General features: G+C 72.1%; 19 protein-coding genes. 10 read left to right on the top strand and 9 right to left on the bottom strand.

Features of this window, described 5'->3' with window-relative positions; translation table 11 throughout:
* Positions 1 to 37 precede the first annotated feature (37 nt).
* From MQV74_RS26095 to MQV74_RS26085, 3 genes are all read left to right on the top strand, one after another.
* Positions 38 to 550: a MarR family winged helix-turn-helix transcriptional regulator gene (locus MQV74_RS26095; RefSeq protein WP_138961521.1), complete on the top strand. Its 513-nt coding sequence runs from the start codon at positions 38 to 40 to the stop codon at positions 548 to 550.
* 239 nt (positions 551 to 789) lie between these two features.
* On the top strand, positions 790 to 1,275 hold the full coding sequence (locus MQV74_RS26090; RefSeq protein WP_242721922.1) for a sigma factor-like helix-turn-helix DNA-binding protein: 486 nt from the start codon (positions 790 to 792) through the stop codon (positions 1,273 to 1,275).
* On the top strand, positions 1,272 to 1,526 hold the full coding sequence (locus tag MQV74_RS26085; RefSeq protein ID WP_242721919.1) for a hypothetical protein: 255 nt from the start codon (positions 1,272 to 1,274) through the stop codon (positions 1,524 to 1,526). Before MQV74_RS26090 ends, MQV74_RS26085 begins: the two co-directional genes overlap by 4 nt.
* A gap of 36 nt (positions 1,527 to 1,562) precedes the next feature.
* Here MQV74_RS26085 and MQV74_RS26080 read toward each other — a convergent pair whose 3' ends face one another.
* Positions 1,563 to 2,717 (bottom strand): cystathionine gamma-synthase, encoded by a 1,155-nt coding sequence (locus MQV74_RS26080; protein ID WP_242721902.1) that lies wholly within the window; start codon positions 2,715 to 2,717, stop codon positions 1,563 to 1,565.
* A 121-nt stretch (positions 2,718 to 2,838) separates the two neighbouring features.
* On the opposite strand from MQV74_RS26080, the gene MQV74_RS26075 reads away from it, so the two are divergent.
* From MQV74_RS26075 to MQV74_RS26065, 3 genes are all read left to right on the top strand, one after another.
* Positions 2,839 to 3,957 carry a hypothetical protein gene (locus MQV74_RS26075; RefSeq protein WP_242721885.1) on the top strand — a complete coding sequence of 373 codons (1,119 nt, stop codon included), beginning with the start codon at positions 2,839 to 2,841 and terminating at the stop codon, positions 3,955 to 3,957.
* 140 nt (positions 3,958 to 4,097) lie between these two features.
* Positions 4,098 to 4,805, top strand: coding sequence for a peptide-methionine (S)-S-oxide reductase MsrA (gene msrA, locus MQV74_RS26070; RefSeq protein ID WP_242721882.1), 708 nt, complete (start codon positions 4,098 to 4,100; stop codon positions 4,803 to 4,805).
* Positions 4,806 to 4,808: 3 nt separating this feature from the next.
* Positions 4,809 to 5,603, top strand: a complete 795-nt coding sequence (locus MQV74_RS26065; protein ID WP_242721879.1) for an alpha/beta fold hydrolase — start codon at positions 4,809 to 4,811, stop codon at positions 5,601 to 5,603.
* Positions 5,604 to 5,677: 74 nt separating this feature from the next.
* On the opposite strand, the gene MQV74_RS26060 is transcribed toward MQV74_RS26065, so the two are convergent.
* Positions 5,678 to 6,067 (bottom strand): VOC family protein, encoded by a 390-nt coding sequence (locus tag MQV74_RS26060; protein WP_242721874.1) that lies wholly within the window; start codon positions 6,065 to 6,067, stop codon positions 5,678 to 5,680.
* A gap of 279 nt (positions 6,068 to 6,346) precedes the next feature.
* Positions 6,347 to 7,432 (bottom strand): NAD(P)-dependent alcohol dehydrogenase, encoded by a 1,086-nt coding sequence (locus MQV74_RS26055; protein WP_242721871.1) that lies wholly within the window; start codon positions 7,430 to 7,432, stop codon positions 6,347 to 6,349.
* A 128-nt stretch (positions 7,433 to 7,560) separates the two neighbouring features.
* Here MQV74_RS26055 and MQV74_RS26050 point away from each other — a divergent pair, with 128 nt between their 5' ends.
* Positions 7,561 to 8,448, top strand: a complete 888-nt coding sequence (locus tag MQV74_RS26050; RefSeq protein ID WP_242721868.1) for a helix-turn-helix domain-containing protein — start codon at positions 7,561 to 7,563, stop codon at positions 8,446 to 8,448.
* 73 nt (positions 8,449 to 8,521) lie between these two features.
* On the opposite strand, the gene MQV74_RS26045 is transcribed toward MQV74_RS26050, so the two are convergent.
* Both MQV74_RS26045 and MQV74_RS26040 read right to left on the bottom strand, forming a co-directional pair.
* The gene (locus tag MQV74_RS26045; RefSeq protein ID WP_242721865.1) at positions 8,522 to 9,319 is read right to left on the bottom strand and encodes a group II truncated hemoglobin; all 798 of its coding nucleotides are present in this window, start codon (positions 9,317 to 9,319) and stop codon (positions 8,522 to 8,524) included.
* The gene (locus MQV74_RS26040) at positions 9,316 to 9,633 is read right to left on the bottom strand and encodes a winged helix-turn-helix transcriptional regulator (protein ID WP_242721862.1); all 318 of its coding nucleotides are present in this window, start codon (positions 9,631 to 9,633) and stop codon (positions 9,316 to 9,318) included. The genes MQV74_RS26045 and MQV74_RS26040 overlap by 4 nt, the downstream gene beginning before the upstream one ends.
* Before the next feature lie 133 nt (positions 9,634 to 9,766).
* Here MQV74_RS26040 and MQV74_RS26035 point away from each other — a divergent pair, with 133 nt between their 5' ends.
* Positions 9,767 to 10,171 carry a YybH family protein gene (locus MQV74_RS26035; protein WP_242721859.1) on the top strand — a complete coding sequence of 135 codons (405 nt, stop codon included), beginning with the start codon at positions 9,767 to 9,769 and terminating at the stop codon, positions 10,169 to 10,171.
* Positions 10,172 to 10,218: 47 nt separating this feature from the next.
* Here MQV74_RS26035 and MQV74_RS26030 read toward each other — a convergent pair whose 3' ends face one another.
* The 3 genes from MQV74_RS26030 to MQV74_RS26020 all read right to left on the bottom strand — a co-directional run bounded on the left by MQV74_RS26030 (position 10,219) and on the right by MQV74_RS26020 (position 15,647).
* Positions 10,219 to 13,569 carry a S8 family peptidase gene (locus MQV74_RS26030; protein WP_374120689.1) on the bottom strand — a complete coding sequence of 1,117 codons (3,351 nt, stop codon included), beginning with the start codon at positions 13,567 to 13,569 and terminating at the stop codon, positions 10,219 to 10,221.
* Positions 13,570 to 13,819: 250 nt separating this feature from the next.
* Entirely contained in the window at positions 13,820 to 15,067 is a 1,248-nt protein-coding gene (locus MQV74_RS26025; protein ID WP_242721857.1) for a L,D-transpeptidase, read from the bottom strand.
* 244 nt (positions 15,068 to 15,311) lie between these two features.
* Positions 15,312 to 15,647 (bottom strand): hypothetical protein, encoded by a 336-nt coding sequence (locus tag MQV74_RS26020; protein WP_242721854.1) that lies wholly within the window; start codon positions 15,645 to 15,647, stop codon positions 15,312 to 15,314.
* A 111-nt stretch (positions 15,648 to 15,758) separates the two neighbouring features.
* On the opposite strand from MQV74_RS26020, the gene MQV74_RS26015 reads away from it, so the two are divergent.
* Both MQV74_RS26015 and MQV74_RS26010 read left to right on the top strand, forming a co-directional pair.
* The gene (locus MQV74_RS26015) at positions 15,759 to 16,025 is read left to right on the top strand and encodes an LPXTG cell wall anchor domain-containing protein (protein ID WP_242721851.1); all 267 of its coding nucleotides are present in this window, start codon (positions 15,759 to 15,761) and stop codon (positions 16,023 to 16,025) included.
* A gap of 219 nt (positions 16,026 to 16,244) precedes the next feature.
* The gene (locus tag MQV74_RS26010) at positions 16,245 to 17,780 is read left to right on the top strand and encodes an APC family permease (protein WP_242721848.1); all 1,536 of its coding nucleotides are present in this window, start codon (positions 16,245 to 16,247) and stop codon (positions 17,778 to 17,780) included.
* On the opposite strand, the gene hutH is transcribed toward MQV74_RS26010, so the two are convergent.
* Positions 17,781 to 19,319 carry a histidine ammonia-lyase gene (hutH, locus tag MQV74_RS26005; protein ID WP_242729146.1) on the bottom strand — a complete coding sequence of 513 codons (1,539 nt, stop codon included), beginning with the start codon at positions 19,317 to 19,319 and terminating at the stop codon, positions 17,781 to 17,783. It lies immediately after the preceding gene.
* Between the last annotated feature and the right edge of the window lie 85 nt (positions 19,320 to 19,404).

Here is a 19,404-nt window from a genome sequence, read left to right as displayed (position 1 = left end):
CAACCCACCACCCTTCCCATGAAGTGAGCCCACGGCCATGCCCACAACTCCGGACATGACGACCGCCAGCGATCCCGGCCTCCTCGACACGCTCCAGCACCAGGTAGCGGTGTTCGCGCGGCGTGCCGAGCAGACCCGTCTTGGCGGCGTCGGACAGGTCCGCAACTCCATGGACCGAGCCGCGTACCTCCTGCTCAACCGTCTCGACAAGGAAGGCCCGATGGGCGTCAAGGCGCTCGCGGCGAGCATGGGCATCGACTCCTCGACGGTGACCCGCCAGGTCGCGCCGCTCGTCGACACCGGCCTGGTCAAGCGCACCTCGCACCCCGAGGACGGGCGTGCGGTGGTGCTCCAGCTCTCACCGCGCGGCCAGTCGCGCCTGGACGACGTGCGGTCCTCGCGCCGTGAGCTCATGGCCGAGCTCACGCAGGACTGGACGCCCGAGGAGCGCTCGGGCTTCACCGCGCTGCTCACCCGCTTCAACACCGCGCTCTCCGCGCGGCAGAACGCCCACGCGGTGCCCGACGCGGCGGCGCAGGCCGACTCCTGAGCCCGGGGCCGCGGTTCGCCGACTGCCGCGGCCCCGGCCCTCGTGCGGGAGGGCGCTGACGAGCGCCGACCGTGCGGAGTCCGCTCCGCACGGCCCGTACGGGGGCGTGGCTCATGACGACCTGCTCCACCCCCGGGTGCCCGAGCGCGGAGTTCCGCTCGTGCCGGGCTCTTGACCTGGGCGCCGCGCCTGGCCTCAGATGAAACCGGGTCCCCCTACGCCGGACGGCGGGAGGCACGGTGCGAGAGCGGCAGGCCGCCCAACAGGCCCGCCGCGCCCGGGAGTTCCAGGCGTTCGTCGCGGGCGCGGCAGGGCGTCTCCTGCATGCCGCCACGCTGCTCACCGGTGAGCCGCCGGACGCCAACCCCCGCGCGCGGGCGCTGCTGACCCGCGCGCTCGCCGCGACGTACGCCTCCTGGGACCGCATGCGCGGCGAGGACCCCTACGACCGCACCCGTACGCACGTGGCCGTGCACTACGCGCGCGGTGCCTGGTGGCGCTACCGCGGCCACGGAGGGCTGCTCGCCCGGCTGTCCCCCCTGGAGCGGCTCGTTCTCGTCCTGCGTCTCTACGAAGGCGTCGCCGAGGAGCAGACCGCGGCGCTGCTCGGGCTGCCGCCGGAGCGCGTGCGCGCCGTGAGCGCCCGCGCCGTGGCCACTGTCCTGCACCCGCCCCGGGGGCCCGCCCCCGCGGTACCGGCCCTGGGGGAGGCGACCTCGTCATGAGTCAGCAGGAGCGCGGCGAGGCGGCCGTGCGTCAGCTCCTGGACGCGGGGGCGCCCGCGTCCGTGCCGCCCGACCTGCACGCGGACGCGGTGCGGCGCGGCGCGCGCTCCCTGCGGCGCCGCACGGCCGCGCGGCGCCTGCTCTGGGTGCTGCTGCTCGCGGCCGCGGTGGCCTTCGCCGTGTGGGCCTCGACGGCGCAGCCGTGGGTGGAGCCGCCGTCGCGGACGACGCCGCCGCTCACGCGCTGGTAGCCCGCGAGCGGCGGCCCGGGTGTCCGGCCGACCGGACTAGCCCAGGGCCTGCTTGAGGTCCGCGAGAAGGTCGTCGACCGCCTCGATGCCCACCGAAAGGCGCACCAGGTCGGCAGGGACCTCCAGGGCCGAGCCCGCCACGGAGGCGTGCGTCATGCGGCCGGGGTGCTCGATGAGGGACTCCACGCCGCCGAGGGACTCGCCCAGCGTGAACAGGCGGGCCCGGTTGCAGACCTCCACGGCCGCCTCTTCGCCGCCCTCGACCTGGAACGACACCATGCCGCCGAAGGCCTTCATCTGCTTGGCGGCGATCTCGTGGCCCGGGTGCGAGTCGAGGCCCGGGTAGAAGACGTTGGTCACGCGCGCGTGGCTGGTCAGCATCTCGGCGACGCGGGTCGCGTTCTCGCTGTGCCGGTCCATGCGGACGGCGAGCGTCTTGACGCCGCGCAGCACCAGCCAGGAGTCGAAGGGCCCGGCGACCGCGCCCATCGCGTTCTGGTGGTACGCGAGCTCCTCGCCCAGGGCGTCGTCGTTGACGATCAGGGCGCCGCCCACGACGTCCGAGTGGCCGCCCATGTACTTCGTCATCGAGTGCACGACGACGTCGGCGCCGAGGGCGAGCGGCTGCTGGAGGTAGGGGCTGGCGAAGGTGTTGTCGACGACCAGGCGGGCGCCCGCCTCGTGGGCGATCCGCGCGACCGCGGCGATGTCCGTGATGCCGAGCAGCGGGTTGGACGGCGTCTCGACCCAGACGGCCTTCGTCTTGGGGGTGAGGGCCGCTCGTACGGACTCCGGGTCCGAGGTGTCCGCGACGGACCACTCCACGCCCCACCGCGCGACGACCTTCGCGAAGAGGCGGAACGTACCGCCGTACGCGTCGTTGGGGATGACCACGTGGTCACCGGGAGCGAGCAGCGTACGCAGCAGGCAGTCCTCGGCGGCGAGGCCGGAGGCGAAGGCGAGGCCGCGGCGGCCGCCCTCCAGGGCGGCGAGGTTCTCCTCCAGCGCCGTGCGGGTCGGGTTGGCGCTGCGGCTGTACTCGTAGCCGCCGCGCAGTCCGCCGACTCCGTCCTGCTTGTACGTGGACACCTGGTAGATGGGCGGGACGACGGCGCCCGTGAGCGGGTCGGCGGTGTTGCCCGCGTGGATGGCTACGGTCTCGAAGCTCTGGCTGCTGTGCGAGTCACTCATGCGGCCTGAGCGTAGTGCGGGACGGCTGCGGGGGCCGTACGGGGCGGCCGCCACGAGCCGTTTGGCCTGCGCGGACGGTCAGGTTGGCCAATTGTCACAGACGTCTGGTTCGCTTGGAGGCATGGAGATTCTCTGGGTCCTGATGGCAGTGGTCATGATCGGGGCGGTCCTCGGGCCGGTCCTGCTGCGCAGGCGCGCCGGAATCCGCCAGGTGCACCCGGGCGCCCCGGACGCCGCGGACCCGGCGAACTACGGCTTCGCGCGCCAGGAGGACCTGGACGTCCGCATGCCGGGACCGGACGCCGACCTGGTCGAGGTGCTCGACCTGGTGCAGCGCACCCAGGACTGGCGCGGCGCCTCCCAGCTCCTCGCCGGGACGGAGGTGCACGGTGAGCAGCGCTGGCAGCGCGTGCAGGCCTTCGCGGGCGCCGCGTCCCTGGAGCTGCAGCAGCGGCCCGGCGGGGTCAGTGACACCCCGGGCGGCCAGTGGCTGCGGGTGTGGCGCGCGGAGGCCGAGAAGGACGCGGGTGGCGCGGCCGTGCACGCGGAGTTCCTGGTGCAGCAGGCCTGGCGCACGTCGACACCCGGGACGGACGAGTTCCGCATCATCCTGGAGGAGGCCAAGGCGGCCTGCGGCCAGGCGGCGCTGCTCTCCCCCGGCGACCCGATCCCGTACGTCATCGAGCTGTCCATCGCCCGCGGACTCGCCTATCCGCGCGCGGAGTTCGAGCAGGTGTGGCTGAAGATCCTGGACCGCGCGCCGGCGCACATGGGCGCGCACCTGGCGGCCCTGCACTACTGGTGCGAGAAGTGGCACGGCACCCGTGCGGAGGCCTTCTCCTTCGCCGAGGCGGCCGCCGCCCGCGCGCCCCGCGGCTCGCTGCTCTCCGCGCTCCCCCTCTTCGCGGTGTACGAGCACCTGCCCGAGGTCAACATGGTGCGTGGTTTCCACCAGAGCGAGGTCGTGACCAAGGCCGTCGAGGGCGCCCAGTTCGCGGTGCACTCGGCCCGGCCCGACGACCCGATGCTGGCCCACGTCCGGCACCTCCTGGTCTTCTTCCTGGTCCGCGGCGAGCGCTGGGGCGAGGCCATGCACCAGCTGGTGCTCGTCGACGGCCACGTGGGGGCGCTGCCCTGGACGCTCTCCGGGGACCCCGCGGCGGACTACGCGGTGTATCGCGCCCTGGCGGTCGCGGGCTACGAGGCGAACGGCGGCAGCCCGGCGACGCTGCCGCACTAGGCCTGTCCGCTGGGTCGGCGCGGCGGAGCCGCGGATGAGCGCGGCCCCGCGCCCCTCGGGTCGCTCCCGCGCCGGCCCAGGAATTCCCCGTCGCCCCCAGGCGTTGAGCATCACGCCGACACCTGCTCCAGGAGGACCCGATGATCTTCGGCCGCACCCCCGTGCTCCCGACTCCCGAGGAGGCCCTGAAGGGCCGCGAGACCCCCGAGTTCGAGGTCCCCTCCCGGCACACCGTCCTCGGCACCGCCCTCCAGGGCCCGTACCCCGAAGGCCTGGAGGTGGCGGACTTCGCGCTCGGCTGCTTCTGGGGCGCGGAGCGCAAGTTCTGGCAGACCCCCGGCGTCTGGACGACCCTGGTCGGCTACCAGGGCGGATTCACCAAGAACCCGGCCTATGAAGAGGTCTGCTCCGGCCTGACCGGCCACACCGAAGTGGTCCGCGTCGTCTTCGACCCCGCCAAGGTCACCTACGCCGAGCTCCTGAAGGTCTTCTGGGAGTCGCACAACCCGACGCAGGGCTTCCGCCAGGGCAATGACGTGGGCACGCAGTACCGCTCGGCGGTCTACACCCACTCCCCCGTCCAGGAGGAGACCGCCGCCGCGTCCCGCGAGGCCTATCAGCAGGTCCTCACGGCCGCCGGCCTCGGTGAGATCACCACGACGGTACTGCCCGCCGAAGGCCGCGCCTTCTGGCCCGCCGAGCCCTACCACCAGCAGTACCTGGACAAGAACCCCGACGGGTACTGCGGCATCGGCGGCACCGGCGTCGAGCTGGCCAGCCCTTCCGAGACGAACTGGGGCCGGGCCTGCCCCACGGGCATCGCCCCCGCGCCGGAAGCCGCGCAGTAGGCCATGCCCTTCGCCCACGCCCCCGACGGCACCGCGCTCGCGTACGAGGTCCGGGGCTCCGGTGAGCCGCTGGTCCTGCTGAGCGGCCAGTCCAACAGCAGGCACTGGTGGGACCCGGTCGTGGCGGACTTCGCCGCCGCGTTCACCGTCGTCACACCGGACTGGCGCGGGACCGGCGGGAGCGACCGGCCGGACTCGGACTCGTACAGCACGCGCGGGTTCGCCGACGACGTCGTGGCCGTCCTCTCGGACGCCGGGATCGAGCGGGCCCACGTGTACGGCACGTCGATGGGCGGGCGGGTCGCGCAGTGGCTCGCCGCCGACTGGCCGGACCGCGTGGACCGGCTAGTCCTGGGGTGCACCTCACCGGGGGCGCCGCACGGCGTGGAGCGCGGGCCCGAGGTCCGGCGCGCGCTCACGCAGCCGGACCAGGAAGCGGCGGCCCGCGCCCTGCGCGAGCTGATGTACACACCCGCGTGGCTGGCCGCGCAGGAGGCGGCGGGGCGCACGGAGTTCCCCACGCTCGGGGATCCGACGATGCCCGCGCACGCCCGGCGGCGTCATCTGCGGGCCAGCGCCCGCCACGACGCGTGGGACGCGCTCCTTGGGATCAAGGCGCCGACGCTCGTGGTGCACGGCGACGACGACGCCTTCAACCCGGCGGCCAACGCCCCGCTGCTCGCGGAGCGGATCGCGGACGCCCAGATGCGGCTCGTCCCCGGCGCCCGGCACGCGTACTTCGAGGAGTTCGCGGACGTGGCGACGCCCCTGGTCCTCGCGTTCCTGCGCGGGGAGTGAGGGGCGGCGCGCGCCGGGCTCCCCTCACGCGCCCCCGGACCCGTACGGCTCACGCGCCCCCGGACCCATACGGCTCACGCGTCCCCGGACCCGTACGGCCTGGTGATGATCTCCAGCTTGTGGCCGTTGGGGTCGTCCCAGTAGAGCCCGCGGCCGCCGTCGTTCGTGTTGATCGCGTTCTCCCGCGTGTGGTGCGGGTCCGCCCAGTAGGTGAGGCCCCGCTCCTTGATGCGGCCGAAGATCTCGTCGAACTCCGTCTCCGAGACCATGAACGCGTAGTGCTGCGGCACGAACGGTTCGCCGTCGCCCTCGTAGTAGTCGAGCGTGACGCCGTTGGGGATCTCCACGGGGATGAACGGGCCGTACTGGGGGCCGACCTGGAGCCCCAGGATGTCGGCGAGGAACTGCGCGGACGCCTTCGTGTCCTCGGCTTGGACGATGGTGTGGTTCAGCGCGATGCTCATCGTGCGGACCTCCTCGATGCCCGGCCGGGCCGCCCCGGCCTGTGGCGTTCCTGTGGTGTTCCGACGTCTGCCGTCTGACACCCCGAACGCTACGGCCGGCCTGCCGCCACCGGCATCCGTCACCGGCCCGGCCATCGCTGCGCCATGCGTCCTAGTCCCCCGGAACCAGAGGGCCCTCGCGGGGCGCCCCGGACCCACCCCTTCCCGTACTGGGGGCTCCGCCCCCAGGCCCCCGCTCCTCGAACGCCGGAGGGGCTGGATCTTCCAGCCCGTCCGGCATCAGATCGTCGCGGCGTCGATGACGAAGCGGTAGCGGACGTCGCTCCTGAGGACCCGCTCGTAGGCCTCGTTGATCTGGTCGGCGCCGATCAGCTCGATCTCCGCGCCCAGGTCGTGCGCGGCGCAGAAGTCGAGCATCTCCTGGGTCTCGGCGATGCCGCCGATGGCGGAGCCCGCGAGGGTCTTGCGCTGGAGCATCAGCGAGAAGACGTTGAGGGACACGGGCTCCTCGGGGGCGCCCACGTTCACCAGGGCGCCGTCGGTCTTCAGCAGGCCCAGGTACTTGTCGAAGGGCAGCGGCGCCGACACCGTGGAGACGATCAGGTCGAAGGAGCCCGCGAGCTGCTCGAACGTGGCGTCGTCGCTGGTGGCGTAGTAGTGGGCGGCGCCCAGGCGCAGCCCGTCGTCCTTCTTGCGCAGGGTCTGCGACAGGACGGTCACCTCCGCGCCCATCGCGTGCGCGATCCTGACGGCCATGTGGCCGAGGCCGCCGAGCCCGACCACCGCGACCTTCTTGCCGGGGCCCGCGTTCCAGTGCGCGAGCGGGGAGTACGTGGTGATGCCCGCGCACAGCAGCGGCGCGGCCACGTCCAGGGACAGGCCGTCGGGGATGCGCAGCGTGAAGGCCTCGTCGACGACGATCTGCCGGGAGTAGCCGCCGTAGGTGGGCTCGCCGTTCTTGTCGAGCGCGTTGTACGTCTGGATGTTGCCCTTGGCGCAGTACTGCTCCAGGCCCGCCCGGCAGGCGTCGCACTCGCGGCAGGAGTCGACCATGCAGCCGACGCCGACGCGGTCGCCCACCGCGAACGTGGTGACGCCGGGGCCGACCTCGGCGACGACGCCCGCGATCTCGTGGCCCGGCACCATCGGGAAGATGCCCTCGCCCCAGCCGTCACGGGCCTGGTGGATGTCGGAGTGACAGATTCCGGCGTACTTGATGTCGATCAGTACGTCGTGCTCGCCGACGGGGCGGCGCGGCACGGTGGTGCGCTCCAGGGGCGCGGAGGCCGCGGGGGCGGCGTAGGCCGGGACCTGGTGGGTCCCGGTGGTGCGGGTGGTGGTCTGCGGAGCTGTCTGTGCGGTCATGCCACCGAGCCTGGCAGCGGCGCGGCCGCTCACCCAGACCTCCGCTGTGCCTACGCACGGTGTGCGTACCACTGCTGGTATCAGGCTCAGGAGCGTACGAACGGCCGGGCGCCGGAATACTGGAAGGCATGGACGTGAACGCCGCCGCCCCCGAGGGCCTGGACCGCCGTGCCGAGCTGAGCGAGTTCCTGCGCACCCGCAGGGCCCGCCTGCAGCCCCAGGACGTCGGCCTGACCGGCTACGGCAGGCACCGCCGGGTCCCGGGGCTGCGCCGCGAGGAGCTGGCGCAGCTCGCGGGCGTCTCGGTGGCGTACTACACGCGCCTGGAGCAGGGCAACGGCCGCAACGTGTCGGCCGAGGTCCTCGACTCCATCGCCCGCGCCCTGCGGCTGAACAGCGCGGAGCACGCGCACCTCACGCACCTCGCGAAGCCCACGGCGCACAAGAAGAAGCGGGTCGCGCCGACGCAGGCGCTGCGGCCCGCGGTGCAGCAGCTGCTCGACGCGATGGACACCGTCCCGGCGTACGTGGGGGGTCGCCGCTCCGACATCCTCGGCTGGAACCGCATGGCCGTCGCCGTGTTCGGCGACTGGGGCGCGCTGCCGCGCGAGCAGCGGAACTGGGCCCGGCTCGTCTTCCTCGACCCGGGCACGCGCGAGCTGTTCGCGGACACGTGGGACCAGAAGGCGTCCGACATGGTCAGCTTCCTGCGGATGGACGCGGGCTGCTATCCGAACGACCCGCAGCTGTCGGCGCTCGTCGGGGAGCTCTCCGTGAAGAGCGACACGTTCCGGCGGCTGTGGGCGGCCCACGACGTGCGGGAGAAGGGGCACGGCGTCAAGCAGCTGCGGCATCCGCTGGTCGGCGGGCTGACGCTGTCGTACGAGACGATGCGGCTCGCCGACGACACGGAGCAGTCCCTGATCACGTACCACGCCGAGCCCGGCTCCCCCTCCGCCGAGGCCCTCCGCCTCCTGGCCAGCTGGAGTGCGGAGTCCCCGGCGGGGGTTCGCTGACGGTGTTCCCGGCGCTGCGCGCCTCGTCCTCAAACGCCGGACGGGCTGAATCGCCCTCCCCTGCGCGCCGTCCTCAGGGCTGGTACGGCAGTGCCGCGCCCCAGGTCCAGGTCGGGACCGGCTGGTCGGTGGGGCGGGTGGCTTCGGGGCCCGAGAAGTAGACGGCCAGGCGCGTGCCCCACTCCACGTACGCCACGAACGCCGAGCGGAACTCCGCGTCGGTCGGCAGGCCCGCCTCGTCCGCCGCGTCCTGCATGAGGTTCACCCAGCGGCGCCGCTGCGGCTCGGTGATGCCCTTGCCGAGGTGCTTGGAGACCATGTGGGCGTGCGCGCCCGAGCCGTCGGGCCCGCCGTGGTCGCGGGAGTACGCCGCCGGGCCGCCGAAGACCTCGCCGAGCCACTGCGCGACGTGCGCCGCGTGCTCGGGCGCGAGGCCCGCGAAGACCGGGGCGAGGAGGTCGTCGGCGAGGACCTTCTCGTAGAAGACCTCCGTGAGCTTCCCGAAGCGCTCCGCGCCGCCCGCCCACGCGTACAGCGTCGGCGTCGAGGCGCCGGAGCCGCGCACCGAGGTCGGCGTGTAGTGCCGCATCTCCTCGATGTTCTCGACGTACGGGCGGATGTGCGCGAAGAAGTCCCTGAAGTGCTCCGAGGACCGGAAGCCCTCCAGGTGGTCCTTGGTGGAGGTCCAGGTGATGCGCAGGACGAAGTGCTCGAAGTCCTCCTCGCAGCGGGCGAGTTCGTAGTCGACGCACTGCGGGGCCGCGGCCAGGGGCACGGCGGCGCGCGTGTACGCGGACAGGAACTCGGCGGCGCGCTCGGCGGGCACGCGGTAGCGGATGTACTCGACGGTGGGGGCGGGGCTCGCGCTCATGGCGTGTCGGCTTCCTCTTCCGGGACGTCAAGGGCGGCGGCCGCGCCCCAGTCCCAGAGGGCCTGGAGCACCGGACCCAGCTCCCTGCCGTGCGGGGTGAGTCGATAGGTGACGGTGGGCGGCCAGCCGGGCGTCCGCGTGCGCCGGACCACGCCGGCGGCGGTGAGCTGTGCCAGCCGCTCCGCAAGTACCTTGTCGGACAACTCCGGTAGCGCGACGGCGAGTTCGCTATACGCGTACACGTCAACCGCGAGCAGCTCGCGCACCACGAGCGTGGTCCAGCGGCCCCGCAGCGCCGCGAGCGTGACCTCCACGGGACAGCCGGGGCTCGGCGCCACCACCCGGGCGCGCGGGTCGTCGGGGAGCCCTGGCCGCCCCTCGCGAACGCCCTGACCTGCCTGACTTACCGTTCGGTGAGCCACGAGGGCGCCTCCTACCGTGCTGTGCATGACCGAACCGAGCACCCCCATCCTGCCCCCGACGCCCCTGCCGACGCGCGCCGAGGACGTCCCCGCCGCGTTCGCCGCGCGGTTCAACAGCGGTGATCCGGAAGCGGTCCGCGCGCTGTACGAGCCGGGGGCCGCGTTCGTACCGGAGTCCGGCGTGCCGGTGCACGGGGACGCCGCGATCGCCGCACAGAACGCCCCGTTCCTGGCTCTCGGCCTGCCCATCTCCGTGCGCACCCGGCAGGCGCACATCGCTGGTGACGGCGATATCGCACTGCTCGTCGTGGACTGGGAGATCGGCGGCGAGGTGCGCGCGACGGCCACGGACGTAGCACGACGCGGCGCCGACGGATACTGGCGATATGTGATCGACAGTCCGTTCGGCGCCGCGCCTCGGAGCGACTAGCTCACGTACTCACGAAGGGGCCGCCCCCGCCGCACGCGGGGACCGGCTCACTTGCCGTAGTACGCGTTGTAGATCGACAGCGTCGACTTGTTGCCCTTCTTGTCGCTGATCTTGGCGTGGAAGGAGATGCCCTTGCCCGCGGCCGGGTTCTTCACCGAGATCTTGCCGTTCTTGACCTCGACGGGCTTCCAGTTGCGGCCGTAGTCGTAACTGACCCAGACCGTGAGGGACTTGAGGTTCGCTCCGGCGGCCGCGCCCTGCACGGTCACCGGCACGGACTGCTTCTTGTCCGCGGGCACCCGGCTGTCGAGGCCGACGGCCGCGTTGAAGCGCACGCCGGAGACGGGCAGCTTGGTGACGGCCGTGGTCTTCTTCGAGCGGAACGAGTAGCTCGCGTCGATCCGCGTGGAGGCCGCAGCCACGGCCACGCTGCGCTTGACCGAGGTCGAGAGCTGGTACTGCGCGTCGCCCGCGGGCACCTTGAAGGCCTCGCCGGTCAGCGGGTCGGTGTTCTCACCGATCTGCGTGCCGTTGTGCTTCAGGGTGGTCTTCACGGACGTGTACCGGGAGCTGCCCGCGTGTGTCTGGCCGTCGGCGAACAGCGGCAGGAAGCCGGAGATCTCGTTGCCCTTGCGGGAGACGCCGAACTCGCCGCCGATCCGCGGCCCGAAGACGGCCGTGTTGAACTTCTTCTCGTACGTCTTGCCCGCCGTGAAGGTCTGCGGAGCGCCGAGCGAGTACGAGGCGTCGGAGACCGGACCGCCGTCGTCGCCCGGGGCCCCCAGCTGCTCGAACTCCAGGGTCCACTTGACCTTGTCGATCGCGGAGACGTACAGGGTGCGCGTGCCCGGGGCCTTCTGCGGCACGCCGAGCGCCACGCTCAGACCGCTGCCCGGCAGATAGCCGAAGGCGGCGACCGTGGCCTGCTTCCCGCTGGACGCGGCGCCGAGGCCGACCTTCACCGTGGCGAGGTCGGACTCCTTGTAGTGCTTGGTGTAGCCGGTGGCGAACTGCTTGACCTTGCCGCCCGACACGACGTCGTACTCGGCCTTCTCGCCCTTGGAGAAGCGCGCGTCCCAGCTCTGCCGCAGTGAGCCGTCGCTGACGGCCGGGCCGAGGTGCGCGGTGCGGAAGCCCGCGTAGGAGTCGAGGAACCAGCCCGAGGCGAAGTCGACGGCGCCGTTCTTGATGCCGTAGAGCGGCAGCGCGAGCTCGGACTTGGCGTCGGCGGCGGGCACCGTGACGTCGACGGGCTTCGCCGTGCGCGCGTCCACCGTCACCGTGGTGTCCTTGGTGACGTTCAGCTTCGGCTGGACGACCCAGTCGATGCCCTTGGTGGCGTCCTGCGGGTCGACGAAGACGCTGGCGTCCAGGGCGTAACCGCCCTTGGGCACGCGGACCTTGGCCGTGCCGGACGGGTCGTGGACCGGGAAGTCCTGGTTGGCGGTGGACCCGGAGGTGCCGAACAGGGCGGAGCTGTAGGCCGTGGCGGGCTGCCCGTCGCGGCCCACGTGCTTCACCGTCACGTCGTACGACTCGACCTCGCGGTTCACCGCGGCGGCCGTGCGCACGGACTGGCCGCCGCCGCTCGCGGTCACGTACGCGGAGTACGCGCCGTCGAGGGTGCCGCCCAGCTTGGTGTCGCTGGTCAGGTCGACCGAGGCGGTGCCGCCCACGGGGACGGTGACCTTCTTGGCGCCGAGCTTGTAGAAGCCGGAGGGCGCCGGGTTGCCCTTGGGGTCGGCCGTGGTGAGGGCCAGGTCGAGGGTGACCGCGGCGCTGCCGAGGTTGCGGTACGTGACCTTCTTGGTGACCGGCTTGTCGTCGGTGTGCGGCCACGCCTGGGTGCCGAAGCTCACCGACACCGGGTCGGCGATCACGGACTGCTTGATGGCGTTGTCGACGGCGATCCGGCCCGAACCCTGCTGGAACGGCGTGTACTTGCCGGGCTTGGTGGACGCGGTGAGCGCGCCCTTCAGCTCGGTGTACGTCCACTTCGGGTGCTGCTGCTTGAGCAGCGCGGCGGCGCCCGCGGCGTGCGGCGTCGCCATCGAGGTGCCGGAGATCGTCAGATAGCCCTCCGGCTTCTGCCCGACCTCCTTCTCGATCTGGCTGCCCGGGGCCGCGGCGGCGGTGATGTCCACGCCCGGCGCCGTCACGTCGGGCTTGATCGCTCCGTCGCCGATGCGCGGGCCCTGACTGGAGAACTCCGCGAGCTTGTCCTTGTCGTCGACCGCGCCGACGGTCAGGGCCGCGTCCGCGCTGCCCGGCGAGCCGACCGAGGCGGGCGCCCCGTCGTTGCCCGCGGCGATCGCGAAGAGGATGCCCTTGTCCTCGGAGACCTTGTTGACGGCGGCCTCCAGCGGGTCGACGCCGGGCGTGTCGCCGCCGCCGAGGCTCAGGTTCACCACGTCGGCGCCCTCGGCGGCCGCCCACTCGATGCCCGCGATGATCCCGGAGTCGTCGCCGGAGCCCTCGTCGCCGAGGACCTTGCCGTTCAGGACCTTCGCGCCCGGGGCGACGCCCTTGTAGGCGCTGTTCTTCGTGCCGGTGCCCGCGGCGATGGACGCGACGTGCGTGCCGTGGCCCACGCGGTCCTTGGCGTCGGGCGACGGGGTGAAGTTCTTCGCCCCGACGACCTGTTCCTTGAGGTCGGGGTGGGTGGCGTCGACACCGGTGTCCAGGACGGCGATCTTCACGCCCTTGCCGTCGTACCCGGCCTGCCAGGCCTTGGGGGCGCCGATCTGCTTGACGCTCTTGTCGAGGCTCGCCCTGCGGGTGCCGTCGAGCCAGACGCGGCTGATGCCGGACGCGGTGGTGCGGGCCGCGCCGCGCTCGGCGGTGAGCGCGTCCCAGAGCTTCGCGGCGTCGCGCTTCGGAGTCTGCACGGCGTCGGCGTTGAGCGTCTTCAGGGCGCGGCGGAGCTTGGTGCCGCCCGCGTCCCGGACGTCGGCCTTGGCCTCGGCGGCCGCGCCCTTGTAGGCGACGATGACCTTCAGGCCCTGCTTCTGCGACGCACGGCTGCTCTTCTTGCTCAGCTCGGTGATGTCGAAGAGCCGCTGGTCGAGCTTGCCGCTGGATATCAGGCGCTGGGCGTCGGCCGGCACGACGAGGGTGTGGCCGTCCGCGCGGGTGGTCCGCACGGGTATGTGCGCCCGCCCCTTCCCGGGGGCGAACCCGGTGACGCGCCCCTGGGAGTCGACCGTCACGCGGTCCCCCGTGAGGAGCGTGACGTGGTGTTTCACCGGTGTCTTGACGCGATCGTGCTCAGGTGCGGCGGAGCCGGAGCCCGCCTGGGCCGGGCTGGTCATGCCCGCGGCCAGCGCCACGGCCGCCGCGGCCGCGACGGTGGCCGCGCCCGCGCGCCGCGCGGTGACCGGTCGTCTCGCTTTCTTCACTTGTCTGAGCAAGTTTCCCCCTCAAAGGTGAAAGCTCTGAGTCACGCAGTATGTCGAGGAGGACGATATCCGTTCAACTATGAGACAGAAGTGAATAGTTGAGCTTGTTGGCCGGTTCAACATGGTCCCGCAACGCCGCGGACACGGAGCACGGACCCCGGCGCCGCGGCGGCGGCCCGCACCCGGACGCGCGACGGGCCCGCACCCCGGTCGGGGTGCGGGCCCGTGCGGACGGCCCGGAGGCGGTGGATCAGAGGGCGGAGCCCGCCTTCCACTGCGTCCAGCTCATGTTCCAGCCGTTCAGGCCGTTGTCCGGGGCGATCGTCTTGTCGCCGGTGTTGCGGACGTCGACGACGTCACCGGTGATCGTGTTCTCGAAGAACCAGGAGCCCGGGGTCGACTTGTCGCCCGCGCCCTTCGCGTCCTGCAGGCCGATGCAGCCGTGGCTGGTGTTCACATTGCCGAAGATCGACTGCGAGCCCCAGTAGTTGCCGTGGATGAAGGTGCCGGAGCTGGACAGGCGCATGGCGTGCGGCACGTCCTTGATGTCGTACTCGCCCTTGCCGTCGCTGTCCGTGAAGCCCACGGTCGCGCCGTTCATCCGGGTCTCCTTGAACTTCTCGGAGATCACCATCTTGCCGTTGTACGTCTTGTTGTCGGGCGACCCGGCGGAGATCGGGATGGTCTTGACGACCTTCCCGTCCCGCATGATCTTCATCTGCTTGGTCTTGGCGTCCACGACGGACACCTGATTGCGCCCGATCTTGAACTGAACCGTCTTCTGCTGGACGCCGAACACCCCGTCGGCGCCCTCGACGCCGTCCAGGGCCAGCTTCAGCGTGACGGTGGTGTTGCCCTTCCAGTAGTCCTGGGGGCGGAAGTCCAGGCGCTGGTTGCCGAACCAGTGGCCGACGATCTCCTGGCCGGAGGTCGAGGTCACCTTGACCCCGCTCTGCACGGCCTTCCTGTTGGTGATCGGCTTGTCGAAGTTGATCGACACCGGCATGCCCACGCCGACCGTGGAGCCGTCCTCGGGGGTGAAGCTGCCGATGAAGCTGTTGGCCTTCGAGACGGTCGTGAAGGACGAGTTCTCGTGCGCCTTGCGGCCCTCGGAGTCCGCGGCGGTCGCGGTGATCTTGTACGTCGTGGCGCGCTCCAGCTGGGCGCTGGGCTTCCAGGTCTTCTTGTCCGCGGATATCCGGCCGGCGACCGCGGCGCCGCCCTCGGCCTTCATCACCACGTTCGTGAGCGTGCCCTCGCTCACGGTGACCTTGGCGTCCTTGTTGATGCTCGCGTTGTCGGAGCCGTTCTTCGGCGCGATCGCGATCTTGGCCGCCGAGGTCTTCTCCGCCGCCGCCTCGTCGACCTGGCTCTGCGGCTCCTTGCCGCCGGAGCCCTTCTTGTCGCCGTCGTCACCGCTACAGGCGGAGAGCACGAGCACCCCGCCGACCAGGGCGGACACGGCCACCAGACCTCTGCGCCGCTTACTGTCCGTCATTACACGCATCTCCATCGTTGCCGAATCCGCACAAGACCCAAGGGCCCCGTAATCCCGCTTCACGCCTAACGCAGTTCCCGGTCCGTCGCGTTCCATTTCCGCCTCGAATGTGGGGAACGCCACGTCGGGCGGGACGGACGGGACCGCCGCGCGTTCAGGAGACGACGGAGCCCCGGACGGCGGTTGCCGTCCGGGGCTCCCTCTCGCTCCGGTGCCGACCGGTGCGCGGTGCCGCGGGCGCGCCCTAGGGCTCCTCGCCGTCCTCACCGTCATCATGCTCGTCCGGGTCCCAGTCCGGCGAATCGGGGTCGTAGTCGATCACTTCGCTGCTCCAGGACGCCTGGGTCAGCTCGATTCCGGGCAGCTCCTTGACCAGGTCGAAGGGGTCCACGAGATAGGCGAGAGCCTCCGCGTCGTCCTCCTTGACGGTGGACTCGGCGTGCATGCGCTCGTCGTGGGGCAGGTGGGGGTCGTCCACGATGCGCTTCAGGGCGGCGGCGGTCAGGTCGCCGGACCCGTCCACCTCGACGACCAATTCGGCACGCAGCCGTACAAAGCGTGATGTTTCGTTCACGTTCATGGGAGGGAGGGTACGGCCCGCGCCCGGCTCGGCTTCCGCACGACCCGCGCCTTTCATTAGCATCGCCCCAGACGGCCAATTCGCCAGCTCCACAAGGGGGATCCGTTTCCCGTGACCGCACTTCGCCCGCTGCTGACCGCGGCCGCCGCCGCGGCCCTGCTCAGCGCCCTGTGCTTCGTCCCCTCCGCGAAGGCGGCCCCGGCGCCCGACGCGCCCCACCACACCTCCGCCGCGCCCCGGGCGACCGCCACCGAGGACCGGCTCGCGGACACGGGCGGCGCCGACACCACCCCGTACGTGGTGGGCGGCACGGCGTTCCTGGGACTCGGGGCGGGCTTCGTGGCGTATTCGGTACGCAGGGACGGCACGACCGACTGAGCCGGGCGGGGCGCGTGCCGGACGGCGCCTCTGCCACGCCCGCGCCGCGTACGGACCGACCCGGGTGTGGCGTCCGTACGGCGGGACAGCGGGCCCCTCTGAGCAGACCCTGACGGCCGAGGCTCCAACTCGCGCTTTCGTCGGACCTCTTGGGCTCGACGGCGATCGTCCGTACCGTGGTCGATCGGCCGTGCCGACCGTCGCGCCCAGGAGGCTCCCATGCCGGAGAAGGGCTTCGTCCGCCGTGTGGGCCCCTTCCAGGCCACCGCCATCAACATGAGCCAGATGTGTGGCATCGGACCTTTCGTGACGATCCCGCTGATGGTCGCCGCGTTCGGCGGGCCGCAGGCGGTCACCGGATTCGTCGCGGGCGCGCTGCTCGCGCTCGCGGACGGCCTGGTCTGGGCCGAGCTGAGCGCCGCCATGCCGGGCTCGGGCGGCAGCTACGTCTATCTGCGCCAGGCCTTCCAGTACCGCACGGGGCGGCTGATGCCGTTCCTGTTCGTGTGGACGGCGATGCTGTTCATCCCGGTGGGCATGTCCACGGGAATCGTGGGGTTCGTCCAGTACCTGGGCTACCTCGCGCCCGGCATGGGGCGGACGACCGGCGATCTGATCGGGCTCGGGGTGATCGCGCTCGTCGTCACGCTGCTGTGGCGCGGCATCGAGCACATCGCGCGGATCACGGCCGTGATGTGGGTCGTGATGATCCTGTCGGTGGGCTGCGTGATCGTCGCCTCGCTCACGCACTTCGACGCCGATCTGGCGTTCACCTACCCGTCCGGTGCCTTCGAGCTGACCAGCGACCACTTCTGGATCGGCTTCGCGGGCGGCCTGACGATCGGCATCTACGACTACCTCGGCTACAACACCGCCGCCTACCTGGGCGCCGAGATCAAGGATCCGGGGCGCACCCTGCCCCGCGCGATCGTCTTCTCGATCCTCGGCATCATGACGATCTACCTGCTGCTCCAGATCGGCACGCTCGGCGTCATCGACTGGCACCGCATGACGGACCCCGACGACGTGGCCTCGACGTCCGTGGCGTCGGCGGTCCTGGAGGAGACCTGGGGCAAGGGCGCGGCGGACACGGTGACCGTGCTCATCCTGATCACCGCGTTCGCGTCGGTCTTCGCGGGGCTGCTCGGCGGCTCCCGGGTGCCCTACGACGCGGCCCGCGACCGCGTGTTCTTCCGGCCGTACGCGAAGCTGCACGCCCGGCACCGCTTCCCGGTGCTCGGCCTCGCGACGATGGGCGTGGTGACGTCCGGGGGCTTCCTGCTCGGCCGCCACACCGACCTCGCGACCCTGATCCAGCTCCTGACGGCCGTGATGGTCCTGGTGCAGGCGCTGGCCCAGATCCTCGCCCTGAGCGTGCTGCGCCGCCGCCAGCCGACGCTGCGCCGCCCCTACCGCATGTGGCTGTACCCGCTGCCGAGCTTCGTGGCACTCGCGGGCTGGCTGGTCATCTACGGGTACGCCGACAAGAACGCGCCGGGCCGCCACCCCATCGAGTGGTCGCTCGCCTGGGTCGCGCTCGGCTGCGTGGCGTTCGTGGTGTGGGCGCGCCGGGAGAAGGTGTGGCCGTACGGGCCGAAGGAGATCAGCGAGGACTTCCTGACGGCGAGCGCGGCGGGCACCACGGACCCGGCGGGCACCACAGGCACCACGGACCCGGCGGGCACCACAGGCACCACGGGCCCCGCCGACGACGGCCCGGCTCCGGGCGAACCGGAGCCGGTGCCGAAGCCGTGATCAGGCCAGCGGCCCCGTGACCTTCTCCGCGGCGGTGACGAGCTCGCCGCCGCGGACGAACCGCTCCGCCGCCGCCAGGTCCGGCGCGAGATAGCGGTCGGGACCCGGGCCCTCGACGCCCGCCTTGCGGACGGCCTCGATGACGGCGCGGCTCGCGGGGGCGGGGGTGAGGCCCTCGCGCAGCTCGACGGCGCGCGTGGCCGCGTACAGCTCGACGGCGAGGATCCGGGCGAGGTTGTCGACGGCGGTCCGCAGCTTGCGCGCGGCCGACCAGCCCATGGAGACGTGGTCCTCCTGCATGGCGGAGGACGGGATCGAGTCGGCGGAGGCCGGCACGGCGAGCCGCTTCATCTCGCTGACCAGGGCGGCCTGCGTGTACTGGGCGATCATCAGGCCGGAGTCGACACCGGCGTCGTCGGCGAGGAACGGCGGCAGGCCGTGCGAACGGTTCTTGTCAAGGAGCCGGTCGGTGCGCCGCTCGGCGATGGAGCCGAGGTCGGCGGCGGCGACGGCGAGGAAGTCCAGGACGTACGCGACGGGCGCGCCGTGGAAGTTGCCGTTGGACTCCACGCGCCCGTCCGGCAGGACGACCGGGTTGTCGACGGCGGCGGCCAGCTCGCGCTCGGCCACGGTGCGGGCGTGCGCGAGGGTGTCCCGGCCCGCGCCCGCGACCTGCGGGGCGCACCGCACCGAGTACGCGTCCTGGACGCGCGGCGCGTCGTCCTGGTGGTGCCCGGTCAGGCCCGAACCGGCGAGGACGGCCAGCATGTTGGCTGCGGCGGCCGCCTGCCCGGGGTGCGGGCGGATGGCGTGCAGCTCGGGCGCGAGGACCTTCGCCGTGCCGAGCAGGGCCTCCAGGGAGAGCGCGGCGGTGATGTCGGCGGACTTGTACAGGACGTCCAGGTCGGCGAGGGCCATCACCAGCATGCCGAGCATGCCGTCGGTGCCGTTGAGCAGCGCGAGGCCTTCCTTCTCGCGCAGCTCGACCGGGGCGATGCCGTGCTCGGCGAGCAGCTCGGCGGCGGGCCGCACCGTCCCGTCCGGGCCCTCGGCCTCGCCCTCGCCCATCAGGGTCAGGGCGCAGTGGCTGAGCGGGGCGAGGTCGCCGGAGCAGCCCAGGGAGCCGTACTCGTGGACGACCGGGGTGATGCCCGCGTTCAGGACGTCGGCCATGGTCTGCGCGACCTGCGGGCGCACCCCGGTGTGGCCGGAGCAGACCGTCTTCAGGCGCAGGAACATCAGCGCCCGCACGACCTCGCGCTCCACGCGCGGGCCCATGCCCGCCGCGTGCGAGCGGACGATGTTCCGCTGGAGCTGGGCGCGCAGGTCGTGGTCGATGTGCCGACTGGCGAGGGCGCCGAAGCCGGTGGAGACGCCGTAGACCGGCTCCGGTTTGGCGGCGAGGGCGTCGACGATCTCCCGGGCCGCGGTGAGGGCGACGACGGCGTCGTCGCCGAGCTCGATGCGGGCGTTCCGGCGGGCGACGGCCACGACGTCCGCGGCGGTGGTGCCGGACGTCCCTACGACCACAGTCTGCATATCCATATTCAGGAGCGTACGCATTGAAACTGGCGCTGTCACTGGTGAACTCCGGACGGGCGGGCCGAGCCCGCCCCGCGCCCGG

This window comes from Streptomyces sp. AN091965, from assembly GCF_022698285.1.
GTDB lineage: Bacteria > Actinomycetota > Actinomycetes > Streptomycetales > Streptomycetaceae > Streptomyces.
This window is presented reverse-complemented; position numbering and strand designations above follow the sequence as displayed.